Source organism: Moraxella sp. CTOTU46711 (genome assembly GCF_031975715.1).
Taxonomy (GTDB): Bacteria; Pseudomonadota; Gammaproteobacteria; order Pseudomonadales; family Moraxellaceae; genus Faucicola.
In genome coordinates, this window is record NZ_DALYMP010000005.1 from 104,802 (window position 1) to 118,914 (window position 14,113).

Consider the following 14,113-nt stretch of genomic DNA (forward strand, 5'->3'; position numbering starts at 1 on the left):
AAATTATAAAGGGATAAAAATATGCGCCAGAAAAAACAAACGACCAAACTTAAAAAATTTAAGAATACTAAAGATGCTATAAAGATTTCAGAAAAGATACAACTGGTTCAGATCAGGATGCTATTCATAGCTATCCTTACTATTTTATTAATAGGGTTAGGCATTAGTTTTATAAGAAATTGACATACAAAAAAACCGCATTTTAAAAAATGCGGTTAGGAGCGATACTTAAGGTATGATTTTATTGTTTTTATATTTTAAAATTAATACTAGTTGCTAGGGCGTGTCCTCAATTTAACTTAGCATGAATAATAGAGCAAGCCAAGTAAAGCATCGATTTAAAATTACGAGCTAATTTCTCATAGCGAGTAGCAATACTACGAAACTGCTTTAATCGTGCAAATGCATTCTCGACTAAGTGGCGTAATTTATAAAGGTAGCTATCAAAATCAGGGTTAGGTTGCTTGGCATTTTTACGCTTTGGTATAATAGCTTTCATACCGTGTTCTATCGCTTTATCTCTGATTTCTTGCGAGTCATACCCTTTGTCAGCGATAAAATATTGAGCTTCTTGTATGACTTCTATCAAGTCGTTTGCAACTTGACTGTCATGCACGTTACCCCCAGTGACTTTAAAATCGAGCGGATTTCCATGCGAGTCCACACATAGGTGTATTTTTGTCGTGTTTCCGCCACGGCTTTGTCCAATTGCTCTATCGAAACCACGCCGAGCTCCACTTGCATGTTGATGACACCGTACATAACTTCCGTCGATGAATACCCATTCTTTGTCAATTTCTTTTCGTAGATCAAAAAAAAATTCTGCCACAAGCCTTTTTTAGACCATCGGTTAAAGCGGTTATAAGCGGTTTTCCATGACCCTAGCTCAATAGGTATGTCTCGCCATGGTGCACCTGTTCTTAGCTTCCATAGTATGGCTTCCATAACAGTACGGTCGTTCTTCCATTGATGACAGCCGTGCGCTTTCATGGTTGTTTGTAATTGTTCCCATATGTTGTCAGTTATTGCGGTTCTCGCCATTGTTTGTGTTTGCCTATATTTTGTTGGAATATAGGGTTAAAATAGGGCTCTTTTGGGCTTATTCAAATTAGGGACACGCCCTAGGTTCCTTCTTTAATAACATTAAGCTCGCTACCGCAAGTTAAGCAACCAACTTTTAAATTTTTACGGCCCCATAGTTTAAATTTGCAGCTAGGGCATTGATAGCAAGTTTTTATAGGTGAGTCTGGCCTGTCTTTAATGGAAGAAATATCAAAAAATTCATTAATCGGGTGGGTAATAGCATCGTAGGCATCTAATTCATGATTAACTTCGTTATTGCTATTGAAATTATCATCATCAAAATCTTCGTAATCGTCAAAATCATCGTCAACAAATTCCTGTGACATGTTAAATGTAGAGGTTCTGACATTGTTTAGACCAATACTGGCAGTCAAAGCTACTTCTGATGGGTAATATTCATAATCATTATAATCATCAAAGTCACTAAAGCTATCGCCGATTACAGGATTCTCAAAAGACGCATTATCACTATCATTATTAATAGTATTAAACAAAATATCTTTTTCAGGTGTGGTATCTATCTTTATTGCTAGACTACTAGCATTATGGATACGCTCCTCAATAGCGGAATTCAAACGATTAAGGGTGATGTTTGAATTATATTGTTTATCGACTAAGGCCAGCTTATAACCAGCTAAGAAAAACTCTATACAACATATAATACTCCCCAAAAACTAGACCAAAAAATCATAGCAAATAAGATAGAATAGCCCTTAAGCAAAGAGGTCTATCTAATGACAAAAGTTCGTAAGCGTCATAATGCTGAATTTAAAAGCAAAGTTGCTGTTGAAGCAATTAAAGAGCAAAAGACTATCAATGAGCTGACCGCAGAATATGGTGTTCACGCAACCCAAATCAGCAACTGGAAAAAGCAAGCCTTGGCTGCTATACCCAGTGCCTTTAACACCAAACAGCACGACAACGAACAAGCCCAGCAAGCCATCATCGATGAACTGCATCGGCAACTGGGGCAAGTCATTAGCGAGAGAGACTGGCTTAAAAAAAAGTCCTCACAGCTACCCTAAATGCTCGTAAACAACTGCTAGAGCCTGACAATAAGGATTTCAGTACTCGTAAGCAATGCGAACTACTGGGTATCAACCGCTCAAGTCTGTACTATCAGCCAAAGCCCATCAGTAAGTTTGATATCACCTTGATGAACCTGCTTGACGAACAATATACCAAAACCCCATTTTACGGGGTAAAGCGTATGACTGCTCACTTTAAGCAATTGGGTCATCCAGTAGGGCAAAAGCGAGTTAGGCGATTACTACGGCAAATGGGATTAGACGCCATCTATCAGCATCCTAACACGAGTAAGCCCAATCCTGAGCATCAAGTTTACCCGTATTTGCTTAGAAATGTACCCATTACACGATGTAACCAAGTGTGGAGTACCGATATCACTTACATTCGCCTGTCTAAGGGCTTTGTGTATTTGATGGCGGTGATTGATTGGTATAGCCGTTATGTTTTAGACTGGTCGCTATCTACCACGCTTGAGGCAGATTTCTGCATTGATACGGTGGGTAAACTACTGCACAATGGGTTACGCTGTGAGATTTTTAATACGGATCAAGGTTCGCAGTTTACCAGTCCAAGATTTACCACGCCGCTGATTGATTTGGGCATTGCTGTGAGCATGGACGGTCGTGGCAGGGCGTTGGACAATGTCTTTGTGGAAAGGCTTTGGCGGTCAGTAAAATACGAGTGCGTGTATTTACGCCAGTTTGATACGGTTAATCAAGCTAGAGCTGGTTTGAAAGACTACTTCGAGTTTTACAATTATGAGCGGTTGCATCAGTCGCTTGAGTACCATACCCCTGCACAGGTTTATTTAAACAATAGTTCGGATAATCTTATGCTTTATCAACCCAATTCTATCTTAGTTTTGTGATTATTTGGTCTGGACATTGGGGAGTACCTTAACATTGTTCAAATTTACCGCCAGGAATAGGCTTATCACCCACGGATTGACCTGTAATACCGCCATCTTTTGCTACTGGCATTAATCCAATATCAATCATCATATTTGCCCATTCAAGATTGTGATAGCCGCCTCTTGAGGGCTTTCCAAACTCAAACATAGCCTGATGACACATTTCATGACATAGCGTTTGATAAATTTCAAGCGGTGATGCAGTGATAAAGTAGGCTGGGTTCACAGCAATCTCATGTGCCTCATCACCATTTTCTGCTACCCAAGCATTATTACGAAAGTAACCACATACCCTCTTTTTTCGAGTAATGGTGAACATCACTGGACTGAGCTTATTGTTAAATAATCTCTCATTAAAAAAATCAAAAGCAGTTTGAAGATAAGTATAAAAATCTAAAGTGGGTTTCAACTCAAATCACCTTATTTTGTAATGTACTATACAATTTAACAAAATTTACAAGAACAAGGTAGATGCAGTCAATTTTACATAAAAGAAAATAGTAGATTGTTTATTTGATAAGGATGAATCGAATTTCAACATAACTGACATTTGTTAGATTTCTAACTGTTTAACAATATACTGATCAAGCAGTAGGGAAATACTGTAACTCAAATTAACTGGAGTAAACATTATGAAAAAACAAGCGTCTAAAGTTGTATCTGCTGTACTGGCTATTAGTTTTGGTGTATCAATTATTAGTACAGTAAATTTTCAAACCACCAATACCAACAATAACATAGTAAGTCATGTCACCAATCAAATTGACCGTGCTTATTGTGTTTCATTTTCTGAAACCAGCTACAACATTGACAAGAGTATTCACGACTGTTTAAACGAAGCTAAAGCTGAAAGACAGCAAAAAAACTTTTTATAAACCAGTCGGGTAAAAATCACTAAATCAAAGATTAATTAACAATGAAAGTTGGAAGCCCAGCTTTCATTTTAAAGGTAGGTATTCTAGTAAGAGAAAATAGTAAAGAGAATGCTTTTAAGTCTAATTTTTGGTGATTTATTACAATTCTATCATAAAATATAATTTATTGTTTTATAATTGTAACTTAACTCAGATCAACTGGAGTCAATATATGTCTGTTCTATCTATAGGAAATTTGAAAAAATTTATTCGCAAATACAAACATTTGTCTTTATTTTTACTCATTCATAGCTCATTGTTATTCATACCCTTTTTATCAATTTATTGGCTGCAACGAGAAAGGGTAGATATTACTTATCACTTACCACAGGACACCTATAGTTTCTATGTGGTGGGCGTGTTGGTTATAATTTTTCTATATTTCTACTCTAGTACCATTTTCTATATGGTGTTCAAAGATTATTTGTTAATCAGAGCGATAGATAAAGGGGATGCCTTAAAGCTTTAACAGGCATACTAATATAATAATGTATTTTGACTTTCTCCCCTTGCTAAACCAAGGGGGATTGTTTTTACTTCCGTTAATATCTTTATCATGTCATGTGCCATATTAAGCTGATATTCATTGCTATTTTGCTCGCGTGAAAGTATGAGGTCAAAAATCATCATCTGTTAAGTCATTTTCTTGCAGCTTCAAGAAATTCAAACTTTGTTTGCTAAATTGGAGTTTCTTATCTTCAAGTAGGGTATAAGAAAAATTTTCCCCACTAATTTCGCTGATTTCTTTCATCGCTGGGGCAATACAATGCCGCAAAAACTCAGTTTTGTTTTGCTTGTACGTGTTGGGATTATCTGCAAGCAGAACCGCCCTTAATTGTCCGACTGTATAAATATTTCTATGCCCCGACCCACGGCCCAATAAAAGCATTTCTTGTAAACGCAGCGTATATTTCGATTTTGCTTCTGCCAATGAAGAAACACTATAGCTGAATTTTTCAAACTTGCTTAAAACAGCTTGTAATAGAGGAACAATGTCAGAATTTAACTGATACGATATGTACCCATTTTTATATTGTAAGTAGTTGAAAATTTTTCCTTTATAGTCGACCTGGCTTTGTGATAATTCCTCTGGTTTGCTATTCCAATATAGTAGATGCTCATCTTTTTTTTCAGCAAAGGTTTTACATGGACTACAAAAATTACCAGTTTCCTTATTGAGCCTTTGTCCTAATTCAAATGTTGCATAAAGCTCTAAAATATCTTTTTTAGCAGACGTTAAGCCTTTGTTATGCCTAAACGCAGATTTTAATAAATACAAAAAAATTCGCTGGTCACTTAATGACAAATTGTTGCGTAAAGCAAAAAGTGCCGTATGTTGCTCGGGGGGAGTAATGGTTTTTTTCAATTTTTAACCTCATAATCTTTTGGGTTAACAATATTAGATTTAATTATTTTTTCCGCACTATGCTTAGTCGAAATTTAAGTCAAACAAAAGAAAATAGTAAATATTAATCAACATAATCAAACAGACCTCAAAAAGCTATTCTGAATATTTATATAGTCAATTTGAATGGCGTTATACTTCACTTGTCTTAGTTATTATAGCTCAATACAAACAGACTGGAGTGAACATGTATAGTGATATTTTTGGTAAAGAAGTACCGCTGCTTAAGAACTTAACTCAGGAGCAATTAGCAGCGTTATTTGTCATTCGTTGCTCAAGCATCAAAGAATTTATGGCAAAGGGTCGTGCTAAAAGTGAACTGTGGGGTGACACTGCTAAAGGCTTAATTATGCAGATGGCTAATGAAATCTGCTATGCCACTAATATTCAAACCAATGCAACTAAAACTATTGCAAAAGGTGTGGTACTTGAAAATGATAGCATTGAGTTGGTGAACCGGGTGTATTTTGAAAACTATACGAAAAATGACCTGCGCTTAAGCAATGGCATTATTACTGGATGCCCGGATATTATCGACCACGGCAAACGTATGATTATCGACATTAAAAGCAGCTATTCGCTTGATAGCTTTGCTAAAGAACGTTTTGGCAAGGGAACTGACTATACCGCTCAACTACGTGGTTATCTATGGCTTTACAATATGGATTATGGCTGCACGGCCCATACCCTGCTTAATACCCCAAAGGAGCTGTGGAAGTATGGGGATAACGCTTCGATGCACAACTATGACCATATTCCAGCCGAAGATCGAGTGATTATCGGTAATATTGTTTATCGTGATATAGCCTGGGAACAAGAAGTTGCAGAGCGTCATGCTCTAGGGTTATCAATGTTCTTAGAGTACGTTGAAGTATTCAAAAATAATGGACGTGAACTGCCTCAGCCACCAATAGAGCAAGTGGTTGATGATTTAGAAGAAATTGAAGATACTCAAGCCGCTTAATTTCGGCTATCAAGTTACCTATAAAAATTAGCCTAAGCAGAATATTATAAATTAAACATATAAAACAACGGGAGAATTGCCGCAAACTTAGGCTGATTACAAGTTTTTTTTAATTAAGGGAGAAAATTTATGATACTCTTAGAAAGAGCAGCACTATCTAGCACTAGGGCAGTATTGGGGTCCTGGCAAAGACCGTTTTATCAAAACCCAAAGCAGCTTAAAGACATAGAACTCAGCCACGTCAAATGCCCTCACTGTGGCAATACTGGCTTGGTTGACCCGGATATAAGTCATTGCCCTAGCTGCGATAAACATGGGCTTAGACTGATTGGTGACCAATCATCACAGCCATAGCTAGAAAAAGGGCTAAGAACTTAGCCCTTTTTTTGTTGTATCATACTTGCAGCTATTAACAAATCCTGATAGTTATAATCTTTTTTAGCTTCTGCACCAGCTTGGATCAGGGCTTCTTCTGCCTGATACATATATATTAATAGACTATCTGCTAACACATGTGTATCGGTATTATCCGGCAAATTTATTAATCGAATTTGTCTGATTATCTGACTACTGTTGGATGATTCAGTATATACACCTGTTACAATATACAATACATCAAAACCTATATCCCATAGCTTTGCAAGTAAGCTGGCAGGGATATTGCGTTTACCAGTTTCATAACTTTTATAAGTGGTTTGGGCAATATCGAGGCCCTTATAAACTTCAACTGCTTTCATTCCAAGCCGTTTTCGCTCATTTTCAAGCCGCTTTCCAATATTTTCAAGTTCAAACATGTATATTATCTGCAAAATAAGTTAATTTGAACGTAATATATCAGAGACTATTAGAACTAACAAGTAATACCTAAAATCAATGTTTATTATAGTATAAACAATTAAAAAGCCAGCAAATAGCTGGCTTTTTAATTGATGGTAAAGACTAAAAACAAACTGACTCACCACTTTTTGATGTTGCCATACAGCTACCAAATTTGGGCTGATTTTTTGTTTTACCACTATAATAATCATCACTGGCTTTTGCAACCGCCTTAGCTGTAGCGATCTTGCCAGTCTCAAGGTTATAGTATTGCATAGTTGCAGACTTGCCAACCACACTATAGCTGGTTTTCTCCTGCATATTCCAACTATCACCGCCAGCACCGCATAATAAAGACGTGTTGTTTTCTTGGATGACAGTACCGTTAGCAAGACTGTAAGTGGTGATTTTGTTTAAAAAATCAGCGGAATCGGCATTCTTATCAACAGTACGGCACACTTTTAGCGGCCCTTTTTTGTGTGTTTCGACGACATTTTTAGTGCAAGCGACTGGCGTGGTTTTACTATCTTTAACAACATAGCATGTAGCATTCTCGCCAGCGTGAGCTTGAGTAAAAGCACTGATGATCGCTATGGTAGCTGCTGATTTAAGTATTCTTGTCGTCCACATAATGCTTTCCTTATATTGCGGTGTGGTTTGCTGTTAAATAGTTTAACAATTCAGAACTTTTGTCATTAACTATAGTGGATGAATAGTATCAGCGATTAATAAAATCAGTCAATGATAATAAGAGTTTTTCCACTCTCACTTTTTACAGTAAATTTGTTTTTTGATCCAATCTTTATAACCGTGTAACCGGCTTGTTCAGTCAGCTCGAACTTACTTTCCTGTTTTATTTCAGGAAGAATTGAGGTTTGTATAGGCTGATAAAGATCTTCAATATTAAGCTCACTCCCTTGTTGGGGTAAGGGGCCGGCTGCTACTTCATTTTTATCAATGTATAATTTTATAGCTAAAGCAACACCAATACATAAAATCATTAAAAATAGTAAAATTACGATAATAAAAATATTAGAACTGTTTGATTTTTTAAATTTTTTACTTTTATATTTCACATCGTTTTCAAAAAAATTTTCTAAAGAACTCGGTTCTAGTTTTTCCATACAGCCTCCTTGATTGATTCCTAAAAATCCCATTGATACGTTGGCTTGCCGCCTCGGTAGATTATTTGCGGCTTGGGTAAATACTCGGGCGCAAATTGACTGATTTCCACCCATTGAAGCATGAAGAAGAAATCAGCTAAGTCTTGGAATACTTGTTTGACGATCATCATATCCTCAGTATCTAAGGCAATCGGTGTGATGTCGCTATCATTTAAAAGTAATAGCAATTCACCACTGACACGTCTTTTTAATTCAGAAAAATCGTTACTATTCACTTGCCAATACTGATTGAGACCTTTTATTAAGGACAATGCTCCAGGGCAGTGACCAATAGCATTATCGTTATGACGCGGATTCAATAGCAGTATTTTTTTAAATGCCTTATCGTTACTTGGCTCATTATCAGCACAGTAAACGCCACAATATTGATTAACAATCAGACCAATCCAATCACATAAAAACTCAAAAAATGGTGGATAGCCCATCGCAAGAAATACCTTTCGGACTTGCGAGAAACGCCAGTCGGCATTAAACCTGTCATCAAACTGGATGGTCTTTTCGAGCCGGGGCAGGGTATTGATGTCTATCATTTACTTGAGCGGTCCTGTTATCTATGGCATCACGCCAGCATTAATCTTAGCATTGTTGGGCGATAATGATTTATGACCAATAGATTAACAGGTAATAATAAATCCTGATAATAAATCGCTTAACTATAATAATATATATTAAAAAAGTATTATAATTAACATTTTTATAATTAATTTGGAGTATTTATGAATAAAACAACTGCGATTGAAAATGTCCCTAAGACTCAAGGTGAGGCGTTTGATTGGTTAATAAATTTGGATCGACAAATGCTTGAAAAGAAACTGGCTTTTGATGAAGCCTGTAGAGCGGTGGCAGAAAAATATGACATCAAAGTGGGCGATCTCAAAGCTGGCGTAAAAGCTCGCCGGGACTTGGAGAAGGGCGCACAGATGGTTCAAAAGCAAAAGGATAAAGCAGAGATAATGCAGGAGATTATGGATGCTTGAACAAAGGATTAATTATATGTCTGCAATTTTAATTAATAATTTAACCATTCCTATTAAGCAGATTATTAGGATTGAAGATATTGATAAAATATCTTCAAAAGTGGTTTTAGCCGATGGCAAATATATTATTTCACGAATATCAGCTAATGATATATTACAGAACATGAATAAAGTATGTGGTAGCAATAATTTTGCGCTTTTAGTAAAAAACAACATTAATTGCTTACTTAACCTTAATTACTTAGAAAATATGGAGCTTATGCGCTTATATTATCAAGACAGTTTTAATTATTTCGGATAGATTAAGGATAAATCATGAATCAGCAGCTCAATATATTTGATGTGATGACGGCATTACAAAATTGTCGTGTGTGGCTGGAACTTTATCGAGACAATGCTATACAAAAAGCCAAAGAGGGTGGTGTTTATCATTTTTTTACTGGCGAGGACTTGCCCGGGATTGAAACTGAACTCACTATTGAAGCATGTTACGTTTATGATGAGGAAGTTTTGCAAAAACATGATAGTAGTATTGAAGAAACGCTCAACCATAATCTATACTTAAAGCAAACATTGAGCAGCTATATTAAACAAATCAAAGCTAAAAATTTGGGCGATATCAGTCGTATTGAAGCAATTAAAACAGGTATTTATTTACTCGACCAGCAGATTACCAGCATTGAGCAACAAAAAAATGATAAGAAAATTCAAGTCTGCTTAAATATCACGCCAGCTTTCGAGCGTAAAATGGCCGAGTCTATTAAATTGTTGGATAAAGAAGCTCTACAACTGATGCGACTAAATCTAGGCATCAATTTTACGCCACCACCTAAGGGGTATAACGAACCATGTTAGAAGTAGCTGCTGCGGTTATTGTATTAGCCATTGTTATTAGTGTCTTTTTTGGGGTCATTGGCTCCAAAAAACACACTAAACAAAGTCAAGATAGCACAGGCGATACCCCCATCTATGCCAAAAGGTTAATGACCGAACATGAAAAAACCATGTTCACGCAGTTAAAAGGTGTACCAGGTTGTCATATTTTTTGTCAGGTGTCTTTGGGTGCTATTTTAAGAACAAAAAGCTGGAAAACGCGCAATAAATTCTCCCAAAAAATCGCTGACTTTGTGGTGACCGATCAAAACTTTAATATTCTAGCTGTTATCGAATTGGATGATAAAAGCCATGACGATAAGCAAGCACAGGATAAAGCTCGAGATGATATGCTTAAAGCAGCTGGGTATAAGGTGCTACGATACCGTATCGTACCTAGTCCACAACAGCTCACCCAAGATATTTTGACACTAACTCAATAATTTTTGGAAACATGAAGGCTGCTAGATAATGGTTGGCGTTATGATAAGCTATAGTAGAAAAAGACCATCGCTATAGGTTAAGGTGCAGATTATGGCTTTTTCATGTGTTATGAACGAAGAAAAAATTTACAGCTTTCATTTTTCGCCTGAACAGTGGATTAAGTTGAAGTGCGAGTATAAGCAGCATGTATTTAGAATGCCTTGTTGTGGTGCAAAAGCCTTACTCAAAACGAGCGCATTGGGTACACAGTTTTTTGCCCATAAGACTAAAAGTGAAAGCTGCCCATCACCGGCTCTTGAAACAAGAGAACACCTTTTTGCCAAATACTTAATCAGCAGAACCTTGTTTGAAATGGGCTGGCAAGTTGAAACTGAAAAAAAGGGAATCACACCACAAGGCAAAGCGTGGATCGCCGATATCTATACTGAGAAGGGTAGAGCAAAGATGGCAGTTGAGGTTCAATGGTCGCCGCAATCCTATGAAGAAACAACGTTAAGACAGCAAATCTATAAGGATGCCGGTATTCGATGCGTATGGTTGCTTAGGGACCTTAAAGATGGTCATAACAATGCGTTAACCGGCGATTATAGGTTTAGAACAAAAGATATTCCGGTGTTTACCCTGGCAAAAACCAAAGACGGTGCAATGCGCGTCCACAATATATATCAAGTCAATGAAAAAGGCATACATTTAGCCGAGAAATTTCAACCAGTCAGCCTAGAGCTAACAACGTTTATCAGGCACCTATTTAACGGCAGGTTTAGCTTTATACTAAGAAACAATGACCCTAACCAATACATGTCAGTACAACTCATTAATGATACCTGCTGGAGGTGTCGCCGGTCGATAGTGATTGTCGGACAGGTTTATTATCACCAAAATTTGTATGGATGGTTGATAAAGCTTTGGCCAAGTAGAACAATCAGAGAAATTTCTTTAATGGATGTTGATTTCATCAATCAGTATTTTCAGCCGGCTTTTCATTTTGCAAAGTTATCTAAGCGGTATAGCAAAACGGAGAAAACCGATTATATGGCCAATAGCTGCCCACATTGCAACGCAATCATGGGTAAGTTCTTTGAAGAAAATATGTATGACGACCCAAGTACCATAGAGACCCCGATCTGTACCATTGCTTGTAGTACCATGCAAACCGACACTCAAATGGCAGTTGGTCAATGGATTTTGGACTCGACCTTGCCAGCGACACCCGATACTAATGGTATTAACTATTTCAAGGATGAAAATCCTAGCGAAACGCCTGTAGATTATCTAGAAGAAGGGTACGAGCATGAGCATACAGTCGGCGTAAAACTAACTACCATATCAAAGCAAGCGGAAGTAAAAAGCTTATTAGCCCATCTATTCGGTGGCAGATGATTTTTTAAAAGGCCTAGAAAACTTATCCAAGACAACCAGGGAAGATGCTCACAATTTTAAGATATGACTAACTTTGTGAACTTAAGGAGAAACCATGCGGAATTTAAAATTTATCCTCCGTTGCCGTAAAACCACCCCCTTTAGGCGGTGGATATAAGGCAAACAACACGACGAACAATGACGTATAGCCAACCTAGCATCTTGAAACAGTAAACATAACTTGCCACACTAAACTTATGAAAACACTCAAGTTACGCATACGAGACAAACATAAAGACCAACTAAATCGCCTAAGCGGTTCGGTTAATTTCGTATGGAACTATGTCAATGCGTTAAGCTACGAGCATCTTAAGCGTACTGGCAAATTCTTTAGTGCGTATGATTTAAACGAATATACCAAAGGTAGCGGTGAACTGCTAGGCTTACACAGTCAGACCATCCAAGCCATCAATGAAACCCACGCCAAATCGCGTCGCCAATTCAAAAAAGCTAAACTGTCATGGCGAACCAACAACCCAAGCTCTAAGCGTAAATCGCTCGGTTGGCTACCGTTTAAACAATCTGCCATCAAACACATCGCCACCCATGCCATAGGCAAAAAGGGCTTAAAATCCACCTTGCAACTAAGCCTAGCCAAAGGGCAAAAACTCATCATCGACCTATGGGACAGCTACAACCTTAGCCTATATCAAATCAACACCCTTGAGGTCGTCCAAGACAGCCGTAACCGTTGGTATGCCTGTATCACAGTCAAAGACTATCCCAAACAATCATGCGGAACAGGTAGTGTAGGTATTGACTTAGGACTTAAAGACAGTGCTACCGCCTCAAACGGTGACAAGCTAACCATTAAGCAAACGCTAAAATATGCCAAAGCATTAGCTATAGCCCAACGCTCAAACAACAAAAAACGTATCAAGGCTATCCATGCCAAAATCAAAAACACAAGGCAAGACCTGATACACAAATTCACCACCCAATTAGTCAAAGACAATGCCCTAATCGTGGTCGGTGATATTCAGAGTAATCAATTTAATAGTAAAAAAGGCAAACTCGCCAAATCGGTTTACGATGCAGGCTGGTTTGAACTGAAACGACAACTGACCTACAAATGCGAGAACGCAGGTTGCCGTTTTGAAATCGTGAATGAGAGATACACGACCCAGCGATGTTCGTGTTGCGGTGACATCACCGCCAATAGTCCGAAAGGTAGAAAATCGCTTGGAATAAGAGAATGGATATGTGCTTCGTGTGGCACATGGCATGATAGAGATATCAATGCCAGTAAGAACATTCTTGCGGTCGGGCTTGACCGTCTTGTAGAAGGAATCCCCTTGCTTTAGCAAGGGGAGGAAGTCAATTAATAGGTACCCATAATTTAAAAAAAAGAAAAAAGTAAAGAGGGTGGTTCATCAAGCCCCAAGCGGCTTGCTGCTATGCCCAAATTGATTTTGAGGGGCGTGGGTGATTGCTAAAATAGGCATATCAAAAGCCAATAAGTTTAATCAACCTAGGAGAACCCTTATGCAACTTATTAAAACTTTAATGAACGCCATGATTGAAGCCGGACTGACCAAACCTGAAACTGCAACAGGTTTTGAGTACCTAACAAGCATTTATGATGACTTAGACAATGCGACCTTTAATGTCACTTATCGTAGTCCACGTAAGATTTTTTTCACTCATGTGCCAAGCCAGTTAGTGTATTTTTTCGAGAAAACGGTGTTTGAAAATGGTACTGAAATTTTTAGCCTTTATCTAAAAGATGAAAAGCAGGATGTGCTAATCACTAATTCTTACCGTCTTGATGATATGTCAAAAAATAAAAACCTTATCGCAGGTTATAACCGCATCGTGGGCATGGTGCGTAGCTATGACGAATTGGTGCGCCGCTGTGAAGCAGGGCAACAGGAGTTTTATATGCTCGTTGGTGGCTGTATGCGCTCAAGCAAAAACATTGTCATGACTGGCAAGGATGAATTTTCAATCCTAAATGAGATTGACGGTGAATATCAAGACGTGACCAAGGAAACCTTAGAGACCGAAACCAATATCATGACGGCTATTAATGAAGAACGCTTTTTTGCCTATGATGGTCAAGATATTGACCCCACTATCATTAGCCAAGCGTAAG

The 14,113-nt window shown here is 37.8% G+C and carries 18 protein-coding genes; 10 read left to right on the forward strand and 8 right to left on the reverse strand.

What is annotated here, in order from left to right:
* Window positions 1–289 precede the first annotated feature (289 nt).
* Both RTJ53_RS08310 and RTJ53_RS08315 read right to left on the reverse strand, forming a co-directional pair.
* A protein-coding gene (locus tag RTJ53_RS08310; RefSeq protein ID WP_115304630.1) for an IS5-like element IS1301 family transposase occupies window positions 290–1,041 on the reverse strand; the annotation gives its coding sequence in 2 pieces (ribosomal slippage) (window positions 290–840 and window positions 840–1,041; 753 coding nt in all).
* An 80-nt stretch (window positions 1,042–1,121) separates the two neighbouring features.
* Window positions 1,122–1,754, reverse strand: coding sequence for a hypothetical protein (locus RTJ53_RS08315; protein ID WP_128682222.1), 633 nt, complete (start codon window positions 1,752–1,754; stop codon window positions 1,122–1,124).
* Between the two features lie 63 nt (window positions 1,755–1,817).
* Between RTJ53_RS08315 and RTJ53_RS08320 the strand changes: the two genes are divergently transcribed.
* Window positions 1,818–2,980 (forward strand): IS3 family transposase gene (locus RTJ53_RS08320; RefSeq protein ID WP_312276588.1). Its coding sequence is split into 2 segments (ribosomal slippage): window positions 1,818–2,091 and window positions 2,091–2,980, totalling 1,164 coding nucleotides; the frame shifts between segments, so codons are not numbered across the junction.
* A 28-nt stretch (window positions 2,981–3,008) separates the two neighbouring features.
* Here the strand turns inward: RTJ53_RS08320 and RTJ53_RS08325 are convergent.
* Entirely contained in the window at window positions 3,009–3,431 is a 423-nt protein-coding gene (locus tag RTJ53_RS08325) for a SprT-like domain-containing protein (protein ID WP_128682224.1), read from the reverse strand.
* Window positions 3,432–3,654: 223 nt separating this feature from the next.
* Between RTJ53_RS08325 and RTJ53_RS08330 the strand changes: the two genes are divergently transcribed.
* Window positions 3,655–3,897: a GSKIP domain-containing protein gene (locus RTJ53_RS08330; RefSeq protein ID WP_128682226.1), complete on the forward strand. Its 243-nt coding sequence runs from the start codon at window positions 3,655–3,657 to the stop codon at window positions 3,895–3,897.
* Between the two features lie 655 nt (window positions 3,898–4,552).
* Here RTJ53_RS08330 and RTJ53_RS08335 read toward each other — a convergent pair.
* Window positions 4,553–5,302 (reverse strand): replication initiation protein, encoded by a 750-nt coding sequence (locus RTJ53_RS08335; RefSeq protein ID WP_128682228.1) that lies wholly within the window; start codon window positions 5,300–5,302, stop codon window positions 4,553–4,555.
* Between the two features lie 226 nt (window positions 5,303–5,528).
* Between RTJ53_RS08335 and RTJ53_RS08340 the strand changes: the two genes are divergently transcribed.
* The gene (locus RTJ53_RS08340) at window positions 5,529–6,305 is read left to right on the forward strand and encodes a hypothetical protein (RefSeq protein ID WP_128682230.1); all 777 of its coding nucleotides are present in this window, start codon (window positions 5,529–5,531) and stop codon (window positions 6,303–6,305) included.
* Window positions 6,306–6,679: 374 nt separating this feature from the next.
* On the opposite strand, the gene RTJ53_RS08345 is transcribed toward RTJ53_RS08340, so the two are convergent.
* From RTJ53_RS08345 to RTJ53_RS08360, 4 genes are all read right to left on the reverse strand, one after another.
* On the reverse strand, window positions 6,680–7,099 hold the full coding sequence (locus RTJ53_RS08345; protein ID WP_128682232.1) for a helix-turn-helix domain-containing protein: 420 nt from the start codon (window positions 7,097–7,099) through the stop codon (window positions 6,680–6,682).
* Between the two features lie 145 nt (window positions 7,100–7,244).
* Window positions 7,245–7,751 (reverse strand): hypothetical protein, encoded by a 507-nt coding sequence (locus RTJ53_RS08350; RefSeq protein WP_128682234.1) that lies wholly within the window; start codon window positions 7,749–7,751, stop codon window positions 7,245–7,247.
* A 104-nt stretch (window positions 7,752–7,855) separates the two neighbouring features.
* The gene (locus RTJ53_RS08355) at window positions 7,856–8,245 is read right to left on the reverse strand and encodes a hypothetical protein (RefSeq protein WP_128682236.1); all 390 of its coding nucleotides are present in this window, start codon (window positions 8,243–8,245) and stop codon (window positions 7,856–7,858) included.
* Window positions 8,246–8,265: 20 nt separating this feature from the next.
* Window positions 8,266–8,835 (reverse strand): hypothetical protein, encoded by a 570-nt coding sequence (locus tag RTJ53_RS08360; RefSeq protein ID WP_128682238.1) that lies wholly within the window; start codon window positions 8,833–8,835, stop codon window positions 8,266–8,268.
* Window positions 8,836–9,021: 186 nt separating this feature from the next.
* Between RTJ53_RS08360 and RTJ53_RS08365 the strand changes: the two genes are divergently transcribed.
* The 7 genes from RTJ53_RS08365 (at window position 9,022) to RTJ53_RS08395 (ending at window position 14,112) form a co-directional block, all read left to right on the forward strand.
* Window positions 9,022–9,282, forward strand: a complete 261-nt coding sequence (locus tag RTJ53_RS08365; protein WP_128682240.1) for a hypothetical protein — start codon at window positions 9,022–9,024, stop codon at window positions 9,280–9,282.
* A gap of 16 nt (window positions 9,283–9,298) precedes the next feature.
* Window positions 9,299–9,583 carry a hypothetical protein gene (locus tag RTJ53_RS08370; protein WP_312276589.1) on the forward strand — a complete coding sequence of 95 codons (285 nt, stop codon included), beginning with the start codon at window positions 9,299–9,301 and terminating at the stop codon, window positions 9,581–9,583.
* A gap of 14 nt (window positions 9,584–9,597) precedes the next feature.
* Window positions 9,598–10,137 (forward strand): hypothetical protein, encoded by a 540-nt coding sequence (locus tag RTJ53_RS08375; protein ID WP_312276590.1) that lies wholly within the window; start codon window positions 9,598–9,600, stop codon window positions 10,135–10,137.
* The gene (locus tag RTJ53_RS08380) at window positions 10,131–10,598 is read left to right on the forward strand and encodes a DUF2726 domain-containing protein (RefSeq protein ID WP_128681940.1); all 468 of its coding nucleotides are present in this window, start codon (window positions 10,131–10,133) and stop codon (window positions 10,596–10,598) included. The genes RTJ53_RS08375 and RTJ53_RS08380 overlap by 7 nt, the downstream gene beginning before the upstream one ends.
* A 109-nt stretch (window positions 10,599–10,707) precedes the next feature.
* Entirely contained in the window at window positions 10,708–11,979 is a 1,272-nt protein-coding gene (locus RTJ53_RS08385) for a competence protein CoiA (protein WP_312276591.1), read from the forward strand.
* Window positions 11,980–12,215: 236 nt separating this feature from the next.
* Window positions 12,216–13,322 (forward strand): RNA-guided endonuclease InsQ/TnpB family protein, encoded by a 1,107-nt coding sequence (locus tag RTJ53_RS08390; RefSeq protein WP_128681936.1) that lies wholly within the window; start codon window positions 12,216–12,218, stop codon window positions 13,320–13,322.
* Between the two features lie 181 nt (window positions 13,323–13,503).
* On the forward strand, window positions 13,504–14,112 hold the full coding sequence (locus RTJ53_RS08395; RefSeq protein WP_128681933.1) for a hypothetical protein: 609 nt from the start codon (window positions 13,504–13,506) through the stop codon (window positions 14,110–14,112).
* Window position 14,113: the final 1 nt, after the last annotated feature.

Coding starts and splice junctions, on each gene's coding strand:
- RTJ53_RS08330 (WP_128682226.1), top strand. CDS start 3,655: ATGAAAAAACAAGCGTCTAAAGTTGTATCTGCTGTACTGGCTATTAGT.
- RTJ53_RS08340 (WP_128682230.1), top strand. CDS start 5,529: ATGTATAGTGATATTTTTGGTAAAGAAGTACCGCTGCTTAAGAACTTA.
- RTJ53_RS08345 (WP_128682232.1), bottom strand. CDS start 7,099: ATGTTTGAACTTGAAAATATTGGAAAGCGGCTTGAAAATGAGCGAAAA.
- RTJ53_RS08350 (WP_128682234.1), bottom strand. CDS start 7,751: ATGTGGACGACAAGAATACTTAAATCAGCAGCTACCATAGCGATCATC.
- RTJ53_RS08355 (WP_128682236.1), bottom strand. CDS start 8,245: ATGGAAAAACTAGAACCGAGTTCTTTAGAAAATTTTTTTGAAAACGAT.
- RTJ53_RS08360 (WP_128682238.1), bottom strand. CDS start 8,835: ATGATAGACATCAATACCCTGCCCCGGCTCGAAAAGACCATCCAGTTT.
- RTJ53_RS08365 (WP_128682240.1), top strand. CDS start 9,022: ATGAATAAAACAACTGCGATTGAAAATGTCCCTAAGACTCAAGGTGAG.
- RTJ53_RS08370 (WP_312276589.1), top strand. CDS start 9,299: ATGTCTGCAATTTTAATTAATAATTTAACCATTCCTATTAAGCAGATT.
- RTJ53_RS08375 (WP_312276590.1), top strand. CDS start 9,598: ATGAATCAGCAGCTCAATATATTTGATGTGATGACGGCATTACAAAAT.
- RTJ53_RS08380 (WP_128681940.1), top strand. CDS start 10,131: ATGTTAGAAGTAGCTGCTGCGGTTATTGTATTAGCCATTGTTATTAGT.
- RTJ53_RS08385 (WP_312276591.1), top strand. CDS start 10,708: ATGAACGAAGAAAAAATTTACAGCTTTCATTTTTCGCCTGAACAGTGG.
- RTJ53_RS08390 (WP_128681936.1), top strand. CDS start 12,216: ATGAAAACACTCAAGTTACGCATACGAGACAAACATAAAGACCAACTA.
- RTJ53_RS08395 (WP_128681933.1), top strand. CDS start 13,504: ATGCAACTTATTAAAACTTTAATGAACGCCATGATTGAAGCCGGACTG.